General features: G+C 74.5%; 17 protein-coding genes and 2 riboswitches. Of the genes, 5 read left to right on the plus strand and 12 right to left on the minus strand.

The window, feature by feature from the left end; genetic code table 11:
• Positions 1-39 precede the first annotated feature (39 nt).
• Genes purM through CLV37_RS07170 form a run of 5 tightly spaced genes read right to left on the minus strand, consistent with a single transcriptional unit; the run spans position 40 to position 4,684 of the window.
• Positions 40-1,128, minus strand: coding sequence for a phosphoribosylformylglycinamidine cyclo-ligase (gene purM, locus CLV37_RS07150; RefSeq protein WP_106208693.1), 1,089 nt, complete (start codon positions 1,126-1,128; stop codon positions 40-42).
• Positions 1,125-2,675, minus strand: a complete 1,551-nt coding sequence (purF, locus tag CLV37_RS07155) for an amidophosphoribosyltransferase (RefSeq protein WP_106208695.1) — start codon at positions 2,673-2,675, stop codon at positions 1,125-1,127. Before purF ends, purM begins: the two co-directional genes overlap by 4 nt.
• 12 nt (positions 2,676-2,687) lie before the next feature.
• The gene (locus tag CLV37_RS07160; protein ID WP_106208697.1) at positions 2,688-3,038 is read right to left on the minus strand and encodes a hypothetical protein; all 351 of its coding nucleotides are present in this window, start codon (positions 3,036-3,038) and stop codon (positions 2,688-2,690) included.
• A 17-nt stretch (positions 3,039-3,055) separates the two neighbouring features.
• Positions 3,056-3,442 (minus strand): sterol carrier family protein, encoded by a 387-nt coding sequence (locus CLV37_RS07165; RefSeq protein WP_106208699.1) that lies wholly within the window; start codon positions 3,440-3,442, stop codon positions 3,056-3,058.
• A gap of 48 nt (positions 3,443-3,490) precedes the next feature.
• Positions 3,491-4,684, minus strand: a complete 1,194-nt coding sequence (locus CLV37_RS07170; protein WP_170127106.1) for an MFS transporter — start codon at positions 4,682-4,684, stop codon at positions 3,491-3,493.
• A gap of 86 nt (positions 4,685-4,770) precedes the next feature.
• On the opposite strand from CLV37_RS07170, the gene CLV37_RS07175 reads away from it, so the two are divergent.
• Complete coding sequence (locus tag CLV37_RS07175) at positions 4,771-5,679, plus strand: LysR family transcriptional regulator (RefSeq protein ID WP_170127107.1); 909 nt, start codon at positions 4,771-4,773, stop codon at positions 5,677-5,679.
• Here the strand turns inward: CLV37_RS07175 and CLV37_RS07180 are convergent.
• The 4 genes from CLV37_RS07180 to CLV37_RS07195 all read right to left on the minus strand — a co-directional run bounded on the left by CLV37_RS07180 (position 5,660) and on the right by CLV37_RS07195 (position 9,901).
• Positions 5,660-7,066, minus strand: coding sequence for an L-serine ammonia-lyase (locus CLV37_RS07180; RefSeq protein ID WP_106208706.1), 1,407 nt, complete (start codon positions 7,064-7,066; stop codon positions 5,660-5,662). The two genes, CLV37_RS07175 and CLV37_RS07180, sit on opposite strands and share 20 nt — an antisense overlap.
• A 3-nt stretch (positions 7,067-7,069) precedes the next feature.
• Entirely contained in the window at positions 7,070-8,179 is a 1,110-nt protein-coding gene (gene gcvT / locus CLV37_RS07185) for a glycine cleavage system aminomethyltransferase GcvT (RefSeq protein WP_106208708.1), read from the minus strand.
• 40 nt (positions 8,180-8,219) lie between these two features.
• Positions 8,220-8,310: riboswitch (glycine riboswitch) on the minus strand.
• An 8-nt stretch (positions 8,311-8,318) separates the two neighbouring features.
• Positions 8,319-8,396: riboswitch (glycine riboswitch) on the minus strand.
• 67 nt (positions 8,397-8,463) lie between these two features.
• Positions 8,464-8,853 (minus strand): tautomerase family protein, encoded by a 390-nt coding sequence (locus tag CLV37_RS07190; protein ID WP_106208710.1) that lies wholly within the window; start codon positions 8,851-8,853, stop codon positions 8,464-8,466.
• Between the two features lie 28 nt (positions 8,854-8,881).
• Positions 8,882-9,901 (minus strand): LacI family DNA-binding transcriptional regulator, encoded by a 1,020-nt coding sequence (locus tag CLV37_RS07195; protein WP_245885302.1) that lies wholly within the window; start codon positions 9,899-9,901, stop codon positions 8,882-8,884.
• A 154-nt stretch (positions 9,902-10,055) separates the two neighbouring features.
• On the opposite strand from CLV37_RS07195, the gene CLV37_RS07200 reads away from it, so the two are divergent.
• The 3 genes from CLV37_RS07200 to CLV37_RS07210 are packed head-to-tail and all read left to right on the plus strand — an operon-like array spanning position 10,056 to position 13,134.
• On the plus strand, positions 10,056-11,273 hold the full coding sequence (locus CLV37_RS07200) for a Gfo/Idh/MocA family protein (RefSeq protein WP_106208712.1): 1,218 nt from the start codon (positions 10,056-10,058) through the stop codon (positions 11,271-11,273).
• Positions 11,274-11,299: 26 nt separating this feature from the next.
• On the plus strand, positions 11,300-12,298 hold the full coding sequence (locus CLV37_RS07205) for a sugar phosphate isomerase/epimerase family protein (RefSeq protein WP_106208714.1): 999 nt from the start codon (positions 11,300-11,302) through the stop codon (positions 12,296-12,298).
• Positions 12,299-12,315: 17 nt separating this feature from the next.
• Positions 12,316-13,134: a sugar phosphate isomerase/epimerase family protein gene (locus tag CLV37_RS07210; RefSeq protein ID WP_211298465.1), complete on the plus strand. Its 819-nt coding sequence runs from the start codon at positions 12,316-12,318 to the stop codon at positions 13,132-13,134.
• Here CLV37_RS07210 and CLV37_RS07215 read toward each other — a convergent pair.
• Complete coding sequence (locus tag CLV37_RS07215) at positions 13,053-13,769, minus strand: SDR family oxidoreductase (RefSeq protein WP_106208716.1); 717 nt, start codon at positions 13,767-13,769, stop codon at positions 13,053-13,055. The genes CLV37_RS07210 and CLV37_RS07215 overlap by 82 nt on opposite strands.
• Positions 13,766-14,698 (minus strand): RNA polymerase sigma factor SigJ, encoded by a 933-nt coding sequence (gene sigJ, locus CLV37_RS07220; protein WP_245885303.1) that lies wholly within the window; start codon positions 14,696-14,698, stop codon positions 13,766-13,768. Before sigJ ends, CLV37_RS07215 begins: the two co-directional genes overlap by 4 nt.
• A gap of 111 nt (positions 14,699-14,809) precedes the next feature.
• Here sigJ and CLV37_RS07225 point away from each other — a divergent pair, with 111 nt between their 5' ends.
• Positions 14,810-15,538, plus strand: a complete 729-nt coding sequence (locus tag CLV37_RS07225; RefSeq protein ID WP_106208718.1) for an SDR family oxidoreductase — start codon at positions 14,810-14,812, stop codon at positions 15,536-15,538.
• 57 nt (positions 15,539-15,595) lie between these two features.
• On the opposite strand, the gene CLV37_RS07230 is transcribed toward CLV37_RS07225, so the two are convergent.
• Positions 15,596-16,597, minus strand: a complete 1,002-nt coding sequence (locus CLV37_RS07230) for a substrate-binding domain-containing protein (RefSeq protein WP_106209348.1) — start codon at positions 16,595-16,597, stop codon at positions 15,596-15,598.
• Between the last annotated feature and the right edge of the window lie 110 nt (positions 16,598-16,707).

Raw genomic sequence — 16,707 nt, forward strand, 5'->3', positions numbered from 1 at the left:
CTGAGTAGTACCGCTCGAGGCGTGGCGCCCCTCCGGTCCTCACCAGCCCTGGTGAGATCCCCGGAGGAGCGTCACGCCTCCTGCGATCCCCTTGCCGTTGCTGGCCCCGTCGGCCTCGGTCCGGTCCCGGACCTCACCGCACACCCATGCCGGGATGCCGGCCTGCTCGACCGTGTCCACGACCGCCTGCGCGCTGTCCGCCGCCACGACCGCCAGCATGCCGACGCCCAGGTTGAGGGTGCGCTCGAGGTCGTCCACCGGGACCTTCCCCAGGTCGCGCACGAGGCCGAACACCGCACCGGGCGTCCACGTGGACCGGTCGACCTCGGCCGTGACGTGCCCGGGCAGGCAGCGGGCCAGGTTCGCGGCCAGGCCACCGCCGGTGACGTGGCTCATGGCGTGCACGCCACCGGTGGCCAGCGTCGCCAGGGCGGGCTTGGCGTAGATGCGGGTCGGGGTCAGCAGCTCCTCACCGAGCGTGCGGCCGAGTTCGTCCACGTGCCGCTCGTAGGCCCACCCGGCGTCGGCGAACACGCGGCGGACCAGGGAGTAGCCGTTGGAGTGCAGCCCCGAGGACGCCATCGCCACGAGGACGTCACCGGACCGGACGCGGTCGGCGCCGAGCAGCTCGTCGTGCTCGACGGCCCCGGTGACGGCGCCGGCGACGTCGTACTCGTCGGGACCCAGCAGGCCCGGGTGCTCAGCCGTCTCGCCGCCCACGAGGGCGACCCCGGCCTCCTCGCACGCGCGGGCGACGCCGGCGACGATCGCGGCCGTCCGCTCGGGGTCGACCTTGCCGCAGGCGATGTAGTCGGTCATGAACAGCGGGGTGGCCCCGACCACGACGATGTCGTCGACGACCATGCCGACGAGGTCGGAGCCGATGGTGTCGTGCTTGTCGAGGGCCTGGGCGACCGCGACCTTCGTGCCCACGCCGTCGGTGCTGGTGGCCAGCAGCGGGCGGCGGAAGTCCTTCAGCACCGAGACGTCGAACAGGCCGGCGAACCCGCCGAAACCACCGACCACCTCCGGGCCCTGCGTGCGGGCGACGGACGCCTTCATGAGCTCGACGGCGCGGTCCCCCGCGACGACGTCGACGCCCGCGGAGGCGTAGGTGGTTCCACTCACTGCTGAGCTCCCTCGGGGGTGTCGTGCTGGTGCCGGGTGACGGGGGTGATCGGGAGGCGCGGCTTGTCCATCGAGCGCTCCCCGAGCCGGTCGAGGTCGTTGAGCGGCACGGGGTACTCCCCCGTGAAGCACGCCGAGCACAGGCGCTCCTTCGGCTGCTCGGTCGCGGCGATCATGCCGTCGGCCGAGATGTAGCCGAGGGAGTCGGCACCGATGCTCTGCGCGATGTCCTCGGTGCTCAGGCCGTTGGCGATGAGCTCGGCGCGGGTGGCGAAGTCGATGCCGTAGAAGCACGGCCACTTCACCGGCGGGGAGGAGATCCGGACGTGGATCTCGGCGGCGCCCGCCTCCCGCAGCATCCGGATGAGGGCCCGCTGGGTGTTGCCGCGCACGATCGAGTCGTCCACGACGACCAGCCGCTTGCCGGCCACGACGTGCTTGAGCGGGTTGAGCTTCAGTCGGATGCCGAGCTGGCGGATCGTCTGGCTGGGCTGGATGAAGGTGCGGCCCACGTAGGAGTTCTTGACCATGCCCTGGCCGTACGGGATGCCGGACTCCTCGGCGTAGCCGATGGCCGCGGGCGTGCCCGACTCCGGGGTCGGGATGACGAGGTCGGCCTCGACGGGGTGCTCGCGGGCCAGGACGCGGCCCATCTCGACGCGGGCCTCCTGGACGACCTTGCCGTTGATGGAGGTGTCCGGGCGGGCGAGGTAGACGTACTCGAACACGCAGCCCTTGGGCTTGGCCTCGGCGAACCGCGTGCTGCGCAGGCCGTCGGCGTCGACGGCGATGAGCTCGCCCGGCTCGATCTCGCGCACGAAGCTGGCGCCGCAGATGTCGAGCGCGGGGGTCTCGGACGCGACGACCCAGCCGCGCTCCAGGCGCCCCAGCACGAGCGGGCGGATGCCCTGCGGGTCGCGGGCGGCGTAGAGGGTGTGCTCGTCCATGAAGACCAGGGAGAACGCGCCCTGCACGTGCGGGAGCACCTCGGCCGCGGTGGCCTCGAGCGTGTGGTCGGGGTCCCCGGCGAACAGCGCGGTGAGGATCGCGGTGTCCGTGGTGTTGCCGCGCGCGATCTCCGACGGCGACGGGCGGCCCTTCAGCACGGGCGCCGGCGTCGACGGGTACCGCTCGGCGAGCATGTCGCGCAGCGCGAACTGGTTCGTGAGGTTCCCGTTGTGCGCGAGGGCCACGGTCCCGCCGGCGGTGTCGCCGAGGGTGGGCTGGGCGTTCTGCCAGCCGCCGCCACCGGTCGTGGAGTAGCGGGCGTGCCCGACCGCGATGTGCCCCTGCAGGGACTCCAGCGCCGACTCGTCGAAGACCTGGGACACCAGGCCGGTGTCCTTGAAGACGAGGATCTGCTCGCCGTTGCTCACGGCGATGCCTGCCGCCTCCTGGCCCCGGTGCTGCAGGGCGTAGAGGCCGTAGAAGGTGAGCTTGGAGACTTCCTCACCCGGCGCCCAGACCCCGAAGACGCCGCACGCGTCCTGGGGGCCCTTCTCGCCGGGGAGCAGGTCGTGGTTCAGACGTCCGTCACCGCGGGCCACACCCCGAGTGTGTCACACCCCGCGGCGCGCGCCGCGCGGCTTGCGCGGTTCCGGGCGGGTTCCCGTGCGCCGGTCGGCGAGCACGGCGACGAGCACGCCGAGCAGGACCAGCACGAGCCCCAGGGAGCAGAACAGGTACCCGAACAGGGCCTTCTGGCTGTACCCGTCCGAGGGCGGGGTGTTGAAGGCGATGACGGCCGAGACGACGAACGCGAGGACCAGGCCGGTGAACGCGAACGAGCGGAACCGGGGGGCCCGGCGCCGGGTGACCTGCACGAACGCCGTGCCCTCGCGCTCGGGGGCCTCCTGCTGACCGGCCGGCGCGGGGGCCTGGCCCGGGGTGTCCTGGGACTGCTCGCTCACGGGAGAACGGTACGTGCTCAGGCCTGCACCGGCGGCACGAGCGGCAGCAGGTCCCCCAGGTCGGCGCGCTGGCCGCTGGCCTGCACGCGCCCACCCGCCCGGGCCGCGTCGAAGGTCAGCGTCCCCGTGGCCAGCGCCAGCCAGGTGGCCGCGTCCATCTCGACGACGGCCGGCGGGGTGCCCCGGGTGTGCCGGGGGCCGTCGACGACCTGGACGGCCGCGAACGGCGGGACGCGGACCTCCACGCTGCCGCCCGGGTACCGCACGGCGAGCTCCTCCAGGGAGTAGCGGACCGCGCTGGCCAGGACGGGGCGGGCGGGCGTGCCGCCCTCCTCGATCGTCCGGACGGCGGAGCGCAAGGCCGCGAGGCCCTCGGCCGGGTCGGTGCGTCGGCGCGCAGGCATCCCCGCATCCTCGCACCGGGCCCCGCACCCGCCCGCCGGAGCGGGCCCTCAGGCCGTCGCGGGGGCCGGGTTCGCCCGCAGCGCCAGCGCGACGGAGGCCAGCACCAGCAGGACGACGGCCGCCAGGACGGGCACGGAGACGGTGAACGCGACCCCGGCCGAGGAGCTGAAGCCGACGGCGAGCGCCGGGACGGCCATCCCTAGGTACCCCGCGAGGAAGATCCCGGCGGTGGCCTCGCCGCGCGAGCCGGCCGGGGCCAGGGACGTGGCGGTGGTGAGCGTCCCCTTGAGCAGGACGCCCACGCCGGCGCCGGCGACGACCCCGCCGCCGACGAACAGGGCCACGGTCCCGGCGAGCACCCCGGCCCCGAGGACGACGACCCCGGCGGCGGTCAGGACCAGGCCGAGGCGCAGCTGGTGGTGCGCGGGCAGCGTCACGAGCAGCACCTGGCTCAGCGCGGCGGCGGCGAAGACGGAGGCCGCGGTGAGGCCGCCGGGGACGGCGCCGGTGTGCCCCAGCGAGGCGAGGACGGCCGGGGCCAGGGAGCTGAACAGCCCCAGGACGGCGAACAGGCCGAAGGAGGCCAGGGCCGCGGCGAGGTAGCGGCCGCGGGCGGCGGCGGGGACGGCGACGCGCTGGACGCGGTAGGGCCGGTGCTGCGCGGTGACGGTCTCGGGGACGGACCGGACGGCCGCGGCCGAGACGACGAGCAGGACCAGGAACACCAGGTGCGGGACGCGCAGCGGGTCCCCGAGGTGCCCGACGAGGAACCCGGCGACCAGGGAACCGAGGCCGAGACCGCCGAGGTTCGCGGCGGTCGCCACGACGGCGGCGGTGCCCGGCCGGCGCGCGGCGCTGCGCCCGTGCAGCTCGGCGAGCCAGGCGGTGGCGGTGGGCGTGACCGCGCCGACGGCCAGCCCGGTGACGACGCGGGCCACGACCAGGACGACGACGTTCGGCGTGAGCGTCAGGGCCAGCGCCGCGACGGCCTCCAGGGCCAGGGCGGGGACGAGGACGCGGCGGCGGCCGAGGTGGTCGGACAGGTGCCCGACGGTGAACAGCGCGATCGCGACCCCGGCCGCGTAGACGGCGAAGGCCACGGTGACCACGACGGTCGGCAGCCCGTCGCGGACGCGGTAGAGGGCCCACAGCGGGGTGGGGACGGTGGCGAAGGCCATGGCGACGGCGAACGCGGAGGCCACGACGAGGAATCCGAGGCGGTGCCGGCGGGTGCTGCTCATGACCGCCCCAACGCCGCGGCCCGCTGCGCCTTCCGCGCCAACGCTGGACGGTGGGAGCATCCATCGGGATCGGCGATGGGAGAAGCGTGGAACTGCGTCAGCTCGAGGTGTTCCTCGCCGTCGTCGAGACGGGCACGATCAGCGCGGCCGCGCGCCGGCTGGGCTCGGCGCAGTCGGCGGTGAGCACCGTGGTGCGCGCCTTGGAGGAGGACCTCGGCGCGCCGCTGTTCACCCGCACGTCCCGGCGGGCGGTGCCCACCGACGCCGGGCTGGCGCTGCTGCCGCAGGCGCGGCGGCTGCTCGCGGGGGCCGCCGACGCCAGGGCCGTGGTCCGCGACGCCGGCGACGGCCCCTCCGGTCCGCTGGCCGTGGGCGTGGTCACGACCATGCACCCCGTCGACCTGCCCCGGCTGCTGCACCGGTACACCACGGCCCACCCGCGGGTCTCGGTCTCGATGCGCGTCGTCGCCGACGGCTCGCGCGGTCTGCTGCGGGCTCTGGTGGAGGGCGAGCTCGACGTGGCGTTCCTGTCCTGGCCCTTCCGCCCGCCCGCCGCCCTCGACGTCCGTCCGCTCGTGCGGACGAGCTTCCGGCTGCTGCTGCCGCCGGAGCACCCGCTGGCCGGGGACCGTCCCGTCGAGCTCACCGACCTCGCGGGCGAACGCTGGATCGACGGCCCGCCGGGGTTCGGCAACCGGCTGCAGGTCGACGCCCTCTTCGAGCGCGCCGGGGCCCGCCGCAGCGTCCGCCTCGAGGTCCCCGACGTCTCGACGTTCCCCCGGTACGTCGCCGCGGGGCTGGGTGTCGCGTTCGTCCCCGGCACGGTCCCCGTCCCGCGGGGCGTTCGGGAGCAGGCCGTCGCCGGGGACACCCTCGTGTGGGAGCTGTCCCTGGCCTCGGCCCGGCCCACCGCGGAACGTCCCGCCCGCAGGGCGGTCACCGCGTTCTGCCGCGAGGTCGAACGGGACGCGCGGGTCAGCACTCGGGGACGTTGACCCCCACCGCCGGGCGGCCCACCACCGTCAGCGCCAGCCCGCCCAGCGACGTCTCCTTGTACTCCGAGCGCATGTGCGCCCCCGTCTGGCGCATCGTCGCGATCGCCGTGTCCAGGCTCACGACGTGGCTGCCGTCGCCGCGCAGCGCCGTGCGCGCCGCGTGGATCGCCGTCGTGGCCCCCACCGCGTTCCGCTCGATGCAGGGGATCTGCACGAGCCCGCCGACCGGGTCGCACGTCAGGCCCAGGTGGTGCTCCACGGCGATCTCGGCCGCGTTCTCCACCTGCTCGGGGGTCCCCCCGAGGACCTCGGCCAGCCCGGCGGCCGCCATCGCGCTCGCCGAGCCCACCTCGCCCTGGCACCCGACCTCGGCCCCGGAGATCGAGCCGGTCTCCTTCAGGACGATCCCGATCCCCCCGGCCGCCAGCAGGAAGCGCACGGTCGCCGCGTCGTCGGCGCCGGGCACGAAGCGCCGGTGGAAGTGCAGGACGGCCGGCACGATGCCCGCCGCGCCGTTGGTGGGTGCGGTCACGACCCGGCCGCCGGCGGCGTTCTCCTCGTTGACGGCGAGCGCGAACAGGCTCACCCAGTCCATGGCGTGCAGGACGTCGGACTCCGACGACCCCTCCTCGGCCAGCAGTTGCGCGTGCAGCCGCGGCGCGCGCCGGCGCACGCCCAGCCCGCCGGGCAGGGTGCCGTCGGTGACGAGGCCGTGGTCGACGCAGGCGCGCATGGCCGCGAAGATCCGCAGCAGGCCGGCGTCGACCTCCTCGGCCGGGCGCAGGCTCTCCTCGTTGCGCCGCACCAGGTCCGCGACGCCCAGACCGGTTTCCCGGCAGTGCTCGAGCAGCTCGGCGGCCGTCCGGAAACCCCACGGCAACCCCGCCCCGGACCCCACGACGGGGGCGGCGGCGTCGAGGGGGTCGTCCTTCACGAAACCCCCGCCGACGGAGTACGAGGTCCGCTGGGCGAGGACGTTCCCGTCGCCGTCGCGGGCGGTGAACACCATGCCGTTGGGGTGGGCGGGCAGCGAGGCCGTGACGAGCCGGACGTCGGCGTCGGGGTCGAACCCCACGGCGTGCCGCCGCAGGACCCGCAGTTCCCGCGACGCCCTGATCTCGTCGAGGTACCCCTCGACGGCGTCGGGGTCGACGAGTTCGGGACGTTCGCCGAGCAGGCCCAGGACGACGGCCCGGTCGCTGCCGTGCCCGCGGCCGGTGGCCCCCAGGGAGCCGTGCAGGTCGACCGTGACCGAGCGCACCCGCGGCAGGAGGCCGTCGCGCTCGAGCCCCTCGGCGAAGGCGAGCGCGGCGCGCATGGGACCGACGGTGTGCGAGCTCGACGGCCCGATGCCGATCGAGAACATGTCGAAGACGGACAGGGCCACGGCTCAGCGCTCCCGGCGGTAGAACGGCAGGGCGACGACCTCGACGGGCAGCGCAGTGCCGCGCACGTCGACGTGCAGCGCCGTCCCGGGGGCGGAGAGCTCGCGCTGGACGTAGGCCATGGCGACGGGGAAGCCCAGCGTCGGGGACAGGGCCCCGCTGGTCACCTCCCCGACGGCGGACCCGTCGTGCACGACGGCGTACCCCGCGCGCGGCGCCCGGCGCCCGGCGCCCCGCAACCCCACGAGGACCCGCGCGGGCTCGGTGCCGGCGAGCCGCCGGAGCGCGTCGTACCCCACGCCGCCGGGTTCCTTGTCGAGCTTCACCACGCGGCCCAGACCGGCGGCGAAGGGCGTGACGTCCCGGCTCAGCTCGTGCCCGTACAGCGGCATCCCGGCCTCCAGGCGCAGGGTGTCGCGGCAGGCCAGGCCCGCGGGGACGCCCCCGTGCTCGCGGGTCGCGGCCAGCAGGGCGTCCCAGACGGCGAGGGCGTGGGCGACGGGGACGAAGACCTCGAACCCGTCCTCGCCGGTGTACCCGGTGCGGGCCAGGAGCACCTCCACGTCGCCCGAGGCCCCGGCCAGGACGGCCGGCAGGCAGCGGTAGTAGCCCAGGGCGCCCAGGTCGGCGTCGACGAGCGGGCCGACGACGGCCAGGGAGGCCGGGCCCTGGACGGCGACGAGGGCCCAGCCGGCCGTCTCGTCGGCGACGACGGCGTCGAAGCCGGCGCAGCGCTCGGTCAGCGCGGCCACGACGACGGCCGCGTTGGCGGCGTTGGCGACGACGAGGAACTCCTGCTCCCCGAGCCGGTAGGTCACGAGGTCGTCGAGGATGCCGCCGTCGGCGTCGACGACCATGCCGTAGGCCGCGCGCCCCAGCGGCATCGTGGACGGCGTGCCGACGAGGGCGTGGTCGAGGGCGCGGGCGGCCTCGGGGCCGCTGACGCGGACCTCGCCCATGTGCGAGAGGTCGAAGATCCCGGCGGTGGTGCGCACGGCCTGGTGCTCGGCGAGGTCGGAGGCGTAGCGCAGCGGCATCGACCAGCCGGCGAAGTCGGTCATCGAGGCGCCGAGGGCGGCGTGGGCGGCCGCGAGCGGGCTGGGGGTGCTCGACATCGGGTGGGCTCCTCTCGTCACGGCCGCACCTGCGGCCGAGCTGACCCCCTCTGTCGCGGGACCTGAGAGCTTCACCCCTCGCGGAGCTTTCCCCGTCGGTGAGGACCGTGGGGTCCTGCTTTCCAGAGCGGCCTGCCTGCGGCGGTGCGGGGACCTGAGAGGTTCCGGGGTGGTTGCTCCTACGGTGCCCACCGCGCGCGGTGGGGCTCTCCCGCCGGGGCGGAGCGGCCGTGTGTGCAGTTGTGGCCCTCAGCGTGACACACGGCCGTCCCCGCGGGCCACGCTCAGAGCTCGCCGGTGAGGAACTGCGCCCGGCCGTGCCCGAAGGACCAGTCGGCGTCGGAGTTCTCGACGACGGAGACGACGACGTCGCTCGGCGCGGTGCCGGCCGCCTCCTCCAGGTTGCGCACCAGCAGGCGGTAGAAGGCCTCCTTCTGCTCGCGGCTGCGCGGGCGGCTGGTCACCTGCAGGAGCACGACGGCGTCGGTGCGCTCGATGCCCAGACCGGTGTCGTGGACGACGAGCTCGCCCCGCGGGTGCTGGTGGACGACCTGGTAGCGGTCGCCGGCGGGCACCTCGAAGGCCTCGACGACGGCGGCGTGGGCGGCGTCGAGCAGGGCGGTCAGCTCGGCGGGGGTGCGGCCGGCGACGAGGTCGAAGCGGAGCAGGGGCACGGATCCTCCTGAGGACTAGTTTGTCCTGTCATTCTGACATGAAGACCAATCCAGTGGTACCCCGCACGACCAGCCGCGGTTCGAGCACGACGTCCGAGGCGTTCGCGCCCGGCTCACCCCCCGGCTCCCCCTCCAGCCGCTCGACCGCCAGCCGCACGGCCGAGCGCGCCTGCTCGGCCGGGTCCTGACTGACGGAGGTGAGCTGCACGTGCCCGAGCCGGGCCAGCGGGCTGTCGTCGTACCCGGTGACCGAGACCCGCCCCGGCACGGCGATCCCCTCGCGGTTCAGGACGTCGAGGAACCCGAGGGCGACGCGGTCGCTGACGGCCGCGACCGCCGTCCCGGACCACCCCCCGTCGAGCACCCGGCGCGCCGCCTCGACCCCCGAGGCCTCGTCGAAACCGGCGTCGACCGTGCGGACGGCGAGCCCGGCCCCGGCCGCCGCCCGCTCCAGACCCGCGCGCCGGTCGGCCGCGATGTCGCCGGCCCCGCCGCTGACGTGCAGCACCTCGCGGTGCCCGAGCCCGGCCAGGTGCTCGACGACCAGCCGCATCCCGACCTCGTCGGAGGCGCGCACGACGTCGGGGCCGCGCCCGGGCCCGGGCCGCGAACGGCGCCCGAGCACGACGACGGGGACCCGCGCGTCGAGGGCCGCCAGCTCCGGCCCGCTCGCCTCCGGGCCGAGCACCAGCAACGCCTCGCACCGCGAGTCCAGGAGGGTCTCGACGGCCGCCCGCTCGCCGCGCGTGCGCGTCACGGCGGCGAGCACGACCTCGTAGCCGGCCTCCTCGGCCGCCGACTGCAGCTCCTCGACGAGCTCGGCGTGGAAGGCGTTGCGGACGTCGAGCACCACCCCCAGCAGGCGCGAGCGGCGCAGCGCCAGCGAGCTGGCGGCCCGGTCGGCGCGGTAGCCCAGTTCCTCGGCGGCCCGCAGGACCCGGGCCGCCGTCTGCGCGCTCGGGCCGGGCGCCCCCCGCAGGGCGAGCGAGACCATCCCCTTCGACACCCCGGCGCGCGCGGCGACGTCCTTGATCGTGGGGCGGGCCACCGGACCTCCAGGGTGCACTTGACAGCGACGACCTTTCGAACCGATTCTACCGACGACCGTTCAAACCGGTTTGAAAGCGATTCGGAGCACCACCGCCGGTGCCCACCCCGCCCTGGTACCCGCCCTGATCCCCGCCCCTGAGAGGCCCACGACGATGTCCGCCACCCGCACGCGACCCCTCGGCGTCGCCGTCATCGGCGCCGGCATGGCCGGCCGCGCCCACCTCGCCGGCTACCGCGCCGCCACCACCCTGACCGGCGGCGCGTACGGCGAGGGCCTGCCCCCCGTCCGCCTCGTCGCGGTCGCCGACGCCCACGCCCCCTTCGCCGAGGCCGCCGCCGCCCGCTACGGCTACGAGCGCGCCGAGACGAGCTGGCAGGCCGTCGCCGAGGCCGACGACGTCGACGCCGTCAGCGTCGTCGTCGCCAACCACCTGCACCGCGAGATCGTCGAGGGGCTGCTGGCCGCCGGCAAGCACGTCCTGTGCGAGAAGCCGCTGGCCCCCTCGGTGGCCGACGCCGAGGCGATGGTCGCCGCGGCCGCGGCCCACCCCGAGCAGGTCGCCGCCGTCGGGTTCACGTTCCGCCGCTCCCCCGCGATCAACGGCTTGCGCGAGCAGGTGCTCAACGGCCACCTCGGCGAGGTCCGCCACTTCAACGGCCACTACTGGTGCGACTACGCGGCCAACCCGGACGCCCCGATCAGCTGGCGCTACGAGGGAGGTCTCGGCTCGGGCGCGCTGGCCGACATCGGCAGCCACCTCGTCGACCTGGGCGAGTTCTTCTGCGGCCCGCTGGAGTCGGTGCGGGGCACCGTGTTCTCCCAGGTGACCACGCGCCGCCCCAAGCCCGTCGGCGCGGTCGTCGGGCACGCGCTGGCCGAGGTCGGGACGGAGTTCGAGGACGTGGAGAACGAGGACCTCGCCACGTTCACCGCGACGTTCGCGAACGGCGCCACCGGGACCTTCTCCGTCTCGCGCATCGCGCACGGCCTGCCCAACGGGCTGGGTTTCGAGATCTTCACCGAGAACGGCGCGGGGGCGTTCGACCTGAACCGCACGGGCGAGTTCACCATCGCCGACAGCACCGCACCGGGAGCCATCAACGGGTACCGCCAGGTCCTCGTCGGCCCCGAGCACCCCTACCTGGCCGGTGGGGTCCCGATGGACTTCCCGAGCGTCGGGCACGGCCAGAGCGACTTCTTCACCTTCCAGTGCCGGGCGTTCCTCAACGAGGTCGCCGGCGGCGTCGGCACCCCGATCGGCGCACTGCCCGTCGTCCCGCCGATGTCCCACGGCCTGCACAACCTGCGCGTGCTGGACGCCGTCACCCGGGCCGCCACCGGCACGGGCGAGACCGTCCCCGTCGACTGACCACCCCGAAGGACCGGAGGAACCCCGTGAAGCTCGGCGTCTACGACGCGATCCTGCACGACCGTCCCCTGCCCGAGGCCCTGGAGGTCGTCGCCGGCCTCGGCCTGACCGGCATCGAACTGAACACCGGCGGTTTCCTGCCTGCCGTGCACGTCCCCACGTTCGACGACATCCTCGTCAGCGACACCGCCCGCGACGACTTCCTCGGGATCTTCGAGGGCACCGGCGTCTCCATCGCCGGTCTGAACTGCAACGGCAACCCGTTGCACCCGAACCCGGTCATCGGGGACCAGCACGCCGAGGACGTCCGTCGGTCGCTGCGGCTGGCGAACCGGCTGGGCGAGCACCGCGTCGTGACGATGTCCGGCCTGCCCGGCGCCGAGGCGGGCGCCACGGTCCCGACGTGGGTCGTCAACGCGTGGAACTCCCGCGACCTCGACGTCATCGAGTACCAGTGGTCCGTCGCGGTGCCGTTCTGGACGGAGATCGACGCCCTGGCCCGCGAGCTCGACGTCAAGGTCGCGCTCGAGCTGCACCCGCAAAACCTGGTCTTCAACCCGGCCGGCGTGCGGGAACTGGTGGAACGCGCGGGGGCCACGAACGTCGGGGTGGAGCTCGACGCCTCCCACCTGTTCTGGCAGCAGATGGACCCCGTCGCCGTCGTCCGCGACCTGGGCCCCCTGGTGTTCCACGCCGCCGCCAAGGACGTCCGCATCAACCCGGCCGCCGCGCTCTACGGCGTCCTCGACAACCGGTTCCGCCGGCTCGAGGAGTCCGAGGACCGCACGAACCTCGGCGGCGACGAGTGGGTCAACGAGTGGCCGAAGGAGTCCGCGTGGGACTTCGTCGCCCTCGGCAAGGGACACGACACCGCGTTCTGGGCCGAGTTCCTGCGCGCCCTGCACGAGGTCGACCCCGAGATGGTCTGCAACATCGAGCACGAGGACGTCGAACTCGGGCGCGTCGAGGGTCTGGAGGTCGCAGCGGAGGTGCTGCTGGAGGCGGCGCGGATCGCCGGGGTCTGATCGGCGAGGATGGGGGCATGACCGATGCCGTTCACGCCTGGTCCCTCGACCGCACGCTCGGACGGTTCCGCGCCGGCACCACCGCGGAACCGTCCGGGCTGTCCCTGCTCGACCTGCCCGCCGCACTGCGCGCCCGCGGCTACGACACCGTCCAGCTGTGCCACTTCCACCTGCCGCACCGCGACGACGGCTACCTCGGCGAACTGCGGGCCGCGCTCGCCGAGGCGCACGTCCACCTCGACGCGCTGCTCGTCGACGACGGTGACCTCACCCACCCCACCGAGGCCGCCGAGCAGGAGGCGTGGGTCTCGGGGTGGCTGCCCGTCGCCGACACCCTGGGCGCGCGGCGCGTCCGCGTCGTCGCCGGCAAGACCCGCACCGACACCGCCCAGCGGGACGCCTCCGCCGCCCTGGGCCGCCTCGCGGCCCGGACCGGCGTGCGCGTCGTCACCGAGAACTGGTTCGACGTCACGCGCGACGCCGCCGACGTCGAGGCGGTCCTCGCCCCCCTCGACGGTGCCGTCGGGCTGCTCGTCGACCTCGGCAACTGGACCGGCCCGGGCAAGCACGCCGAGCTGGCGAAGGTCACCCGCTTCGCCGAGACGTGCCACGCCAAGGCGCACTGGGACGGCGACGTGGTCGACGCGGACGACTACCGCCGCAGCCTGCGGGCCGTCCTCGACCACGGGTTCACGGGCCCGCTGTGCCTGGTCTACGACGCCGCGGGCGACGACGAGTGGGCGGGGCTGGAGGTTCAGCGCACGATCGTGCGCGAGGAGGTGCGGAACTCCCCCAGCGGGACGAGCGCGTCGGCCGACTCCGCCCCGAGGGCCTGACCCTCGACCGTGCGGATCTCGCGCGGGTCGTCCGGCAGGGCCCGGCGCAGCAGGTCGTCGAGCGCGAACACCTGCGGTCCGGCCACGTCGGTCGTCCCGCCCGTGGGGGCACCCGTCGCCGTGGTCACCAGAAGGTCGACGACGTCGTCCACGGCGACGGGCCGCAGCAGCGTCCGGGGCGCGAGGACGACCCCGTCGACCGTGAGCCAGTCCGCGATCGTCGGCACGAACTCGCCGAACTGCGTGGCCCGGACGACGGAGAACGGCACGTCCCCGTCGCGCACGGCGTCCTCGGCCGCCACCTTGCCGACCAGGTGCCCGTTGCCGGGGGCCCGGTCCGCGCCGACCACGGACAGCAGCACGTGGTGGCCGACCCCGGTGCTCTCCTCCGCGGCCAGCAACCGCTGCGTGGTGGTCCGGAAGAACGCGGTCGCGGCCTCGGGGTCCAGGTCGGGGGTGTTCAGCACGTCCACCACGACGTCGACGCCGACGAGGGCGTCCCCCAGCCCGTGCCCCGTGAGCACGTCCACCCCCGCCGCGCGCGAGCCCACGACGACGTCGTGGCCCTCCGTGCGCAGCCTGGCCACCAGCCGCGACCCGACCAGCCCGCGGCCCCCGGCGACGAAGACCCTCACGCCCGTCCCTCCTCGTGCGTCCACACCCGGAGCTTGGCCGGGTTCAGCTGGATCCAGACGTCGCGGACGAGACCGTCCACGACCTTGAAGTTCACGACCCCGCGCACCTCGCCGCCGCGCACCATCCGGAAGGCGAGGCCGTCGCCGGTCCGCACCGCCTCCAGCCGCAGCACGGGGTCCTTCTGCGCGATGCCCAGCACGAAGCGGGCGACGTTGGAGACACCCAGCACCGGCCGCCGGGCCGCGCTGACGACGCCCCCGCCGTCGCTGCGCAACGTCACCGACGGGTCCAGCAGCGCCGACAGGGCCGCCAGGTCCCCCGTGCCCGCCGCGTGCGCGAAGGCGCGCACGACCTCGTCGTGGGCGCCGCGGTCCAGGCCCCGGTCGACGTCGAGGGCCCCGTGCTCGCGCACCCGCCGGCGCGCCGAGCTCGCGAGCTGGCGCACGGCCGCCGGCGACCGGCCCACGACCGCGGCGACCTCGTCGAACGGGTACGCGAAGACGTCGTGCAGGACGAACGCCACGCGTTCGGCCGGGGTCATCGCCTCCATGACGACCAGGACGGCCGTGCTGACCGACTCGTCCAGGCTCACCCGCTCGAAGGGGTCCACCGGCGCCGTCCCGGTGAAGTGCTGCGCGGGAACGGGTTCGGGCAACCACTCCCCCACGTAGCGTTCCCGGCGGTGCCGGGCCGACCCCAGCACGTCGAGGCAGATGCGCGACGCGGCGCGGGTGAGCCAGCCCTGCGGGTTGCCCACGGCCGCCCGTTCGGCCTCGGTCATCCGGTACCAGCGGACGTACGTCTCCTGCACGGCGTCCTCGGCCTCGGCCGTCGTCCCCAGCATCCGGTACGCCAGCGACAGCAGGCGTCGCCGCTCGGCGTGCACCAGCGCCGGCACGTCCGTCAGCTCGTCCGTCTCTTCACCCACGAGAACCTCCACACCCACCCTGACGAGACAGTGTGCCGGGGTGTGAGGCTCACGTCCGGGGCCGCTGCTCCGTCAGGAGGTCATGACACCGAGCACGCAGGAGGTCCAGCCGTGAAGATCGCCGTCGCCGGGGGAACCGGGGCCGTGGGCCGCCACGTCGTGGAGCACGCCGAGGCGCGGGGGCACGCCGTGGTCGTGCTGTCCCGCGCGCGGGGCGTGGACGTGCGGACCGGGGCGGGGCTCGACGTCGCGCTGGCCGGGGTGGACGTCGTCGTCGACGTCACGTCGGTCCCGACGCGCTCGGCGCGGGAGTCCCGCGACTTCTTCGGCGCCACGACGACGAACCTGCTGCGCTCGGGGGTGCCGCACGTCGTCGCGCTCTCCATCGTCGGGATCGACCGCGCCCCCTACGACTACTACGCCGGCAAGGTCGTCCAGGAGGAGCTGCTGGCCGCCGGGGACGTGCCGTGGACGGTGCTGCGCGCCACGCAGTTCCACGAGTTCGCGCGGCAGGTGTTCGAGAACCTGGGGTTCGGGCCGCTGCACCTCGCGCCCGTCATGCGGTCCCAGCCGGTCGCCGCGCACGAGGTCGGCGCCCGCCTCGTCGACCTCGCCGAAGCCGGACCCGCCGGCCGCGTGCGCGACCTCGCCGGCCCCGAGGTGCTGCGGATGCAGGACATGGTCGCCGCCTACGCCCGCGCGAGGAGTCACCGCGGCCCCGTGCTGCCGGTACCGCTGCCCGGGGGTTTCGGGAAGGCGATGCGCGACGGGTCGCTGCTGGCCGGTTCCGGCGCCGACCTCGGGACGCAGACCTTCGCCTCCTGGCTGGCCGACCGCTGAACGGCAGGACCCCGGTGGGCGGTGCCCACCGGGGTCCTCCTCGTGCGGTCGGTCAGATCAGCGGGTGCCGGCCTTCGCGTACTGCGAGACGGCGTCGATGTTCGAGGAGTCGATGAACGCCGGCCCGGTCAGCACCGCCTCGCCCCCGCCGATGGTGTTGGCGTTGGTCAGGTACAGCCACAGGGAGTCGATCGCCTCGTAGCCCTGCAGGTAGGGCTGCTGGTCGATGGCCCACTCGACGCTGCCGTCCTTGATGGCGGCCACGAGTTCACCGTTGGTGTCGAACGTGGCGATCTTGGCGGAGCTGCCCGCCTCCTTGACGGAGTCCACCGCGATGAGGGCGATGGGCGCGCCGAGGGTGACGACGTGGTCGATCGTCTTGTCCTGCTGCAGCTTGGCGGTGATGGTCGACTGCGTCGCCGCCGCGTCGGTGCCGTTGACGTAGATGTTCTCCACGGACCCGGCGGAGCCGAGACCCGTCGTGATGGCCTTGCAGCGGTCCTCGAGCTGCGACTGCCCCTGGGTCTGGATGACGCACAGGACCTTCTTGGCGCCCTCGTCGGCCAGCCGCTTGCCGCCGGCCTGACCGGCGATCGTCTCGTCCTGGCCGAAGTAGCCGATGAGCTTCTGGGCCTTCCAGTCGTTGTACCCCGCGTTGAGGCCGATGACCGGGATCTTCGCCGCCTCGGCGTTCGCGATGGCCGTGGTCAGCGGGCCGACGTTGGGCATGGTGACCGCGATGCCGTCGACCTTGGCGTCGACGGCGTTCTGGATGAGGGTCGCCTGCTGCGAGGCGTTGTCGTTGTTGACGTACTGCAGCTCGACGTTGTCCTTCTTGGCCGCCGCTTCGGCGCCCTTGCGGACGATGTCCCAGAACGTGTCACCGGCCGAGGCGTGCGTGACGAGCGTGATCTTGTACTTGGGGGTCCCGGCGGCCGCACCCCCGCCGCCGCTGGTGTCGTCGTCCGACTTCTGGGCTCCCCCGGAGCTGCTGCAGGCCGCGAGGCCGAGCGCGGCCACCGCCAGGACCGCCGTGGTGCGCAAACCGGCACGAGTCATCTTCACGAGTGCTCCCATCCTCATCGACAGGTGCCGTCCGCCCGGTGCGGATCGGCTTCCAGTCCGGCCTTGGTGGTGCTCACCTGCTCCGACGGCCGGGCCGGGCGGTG

Source organism: Kineococcus rhizosphaerae, from assembly GCF_003002055.1.
Classification (GTDB): Bacteria; Actinomycetota; Actinomycetes; order Actinomycetales; family Kineococcaceae; genus Kineococcus; species Kineococcus rhizosphaerae.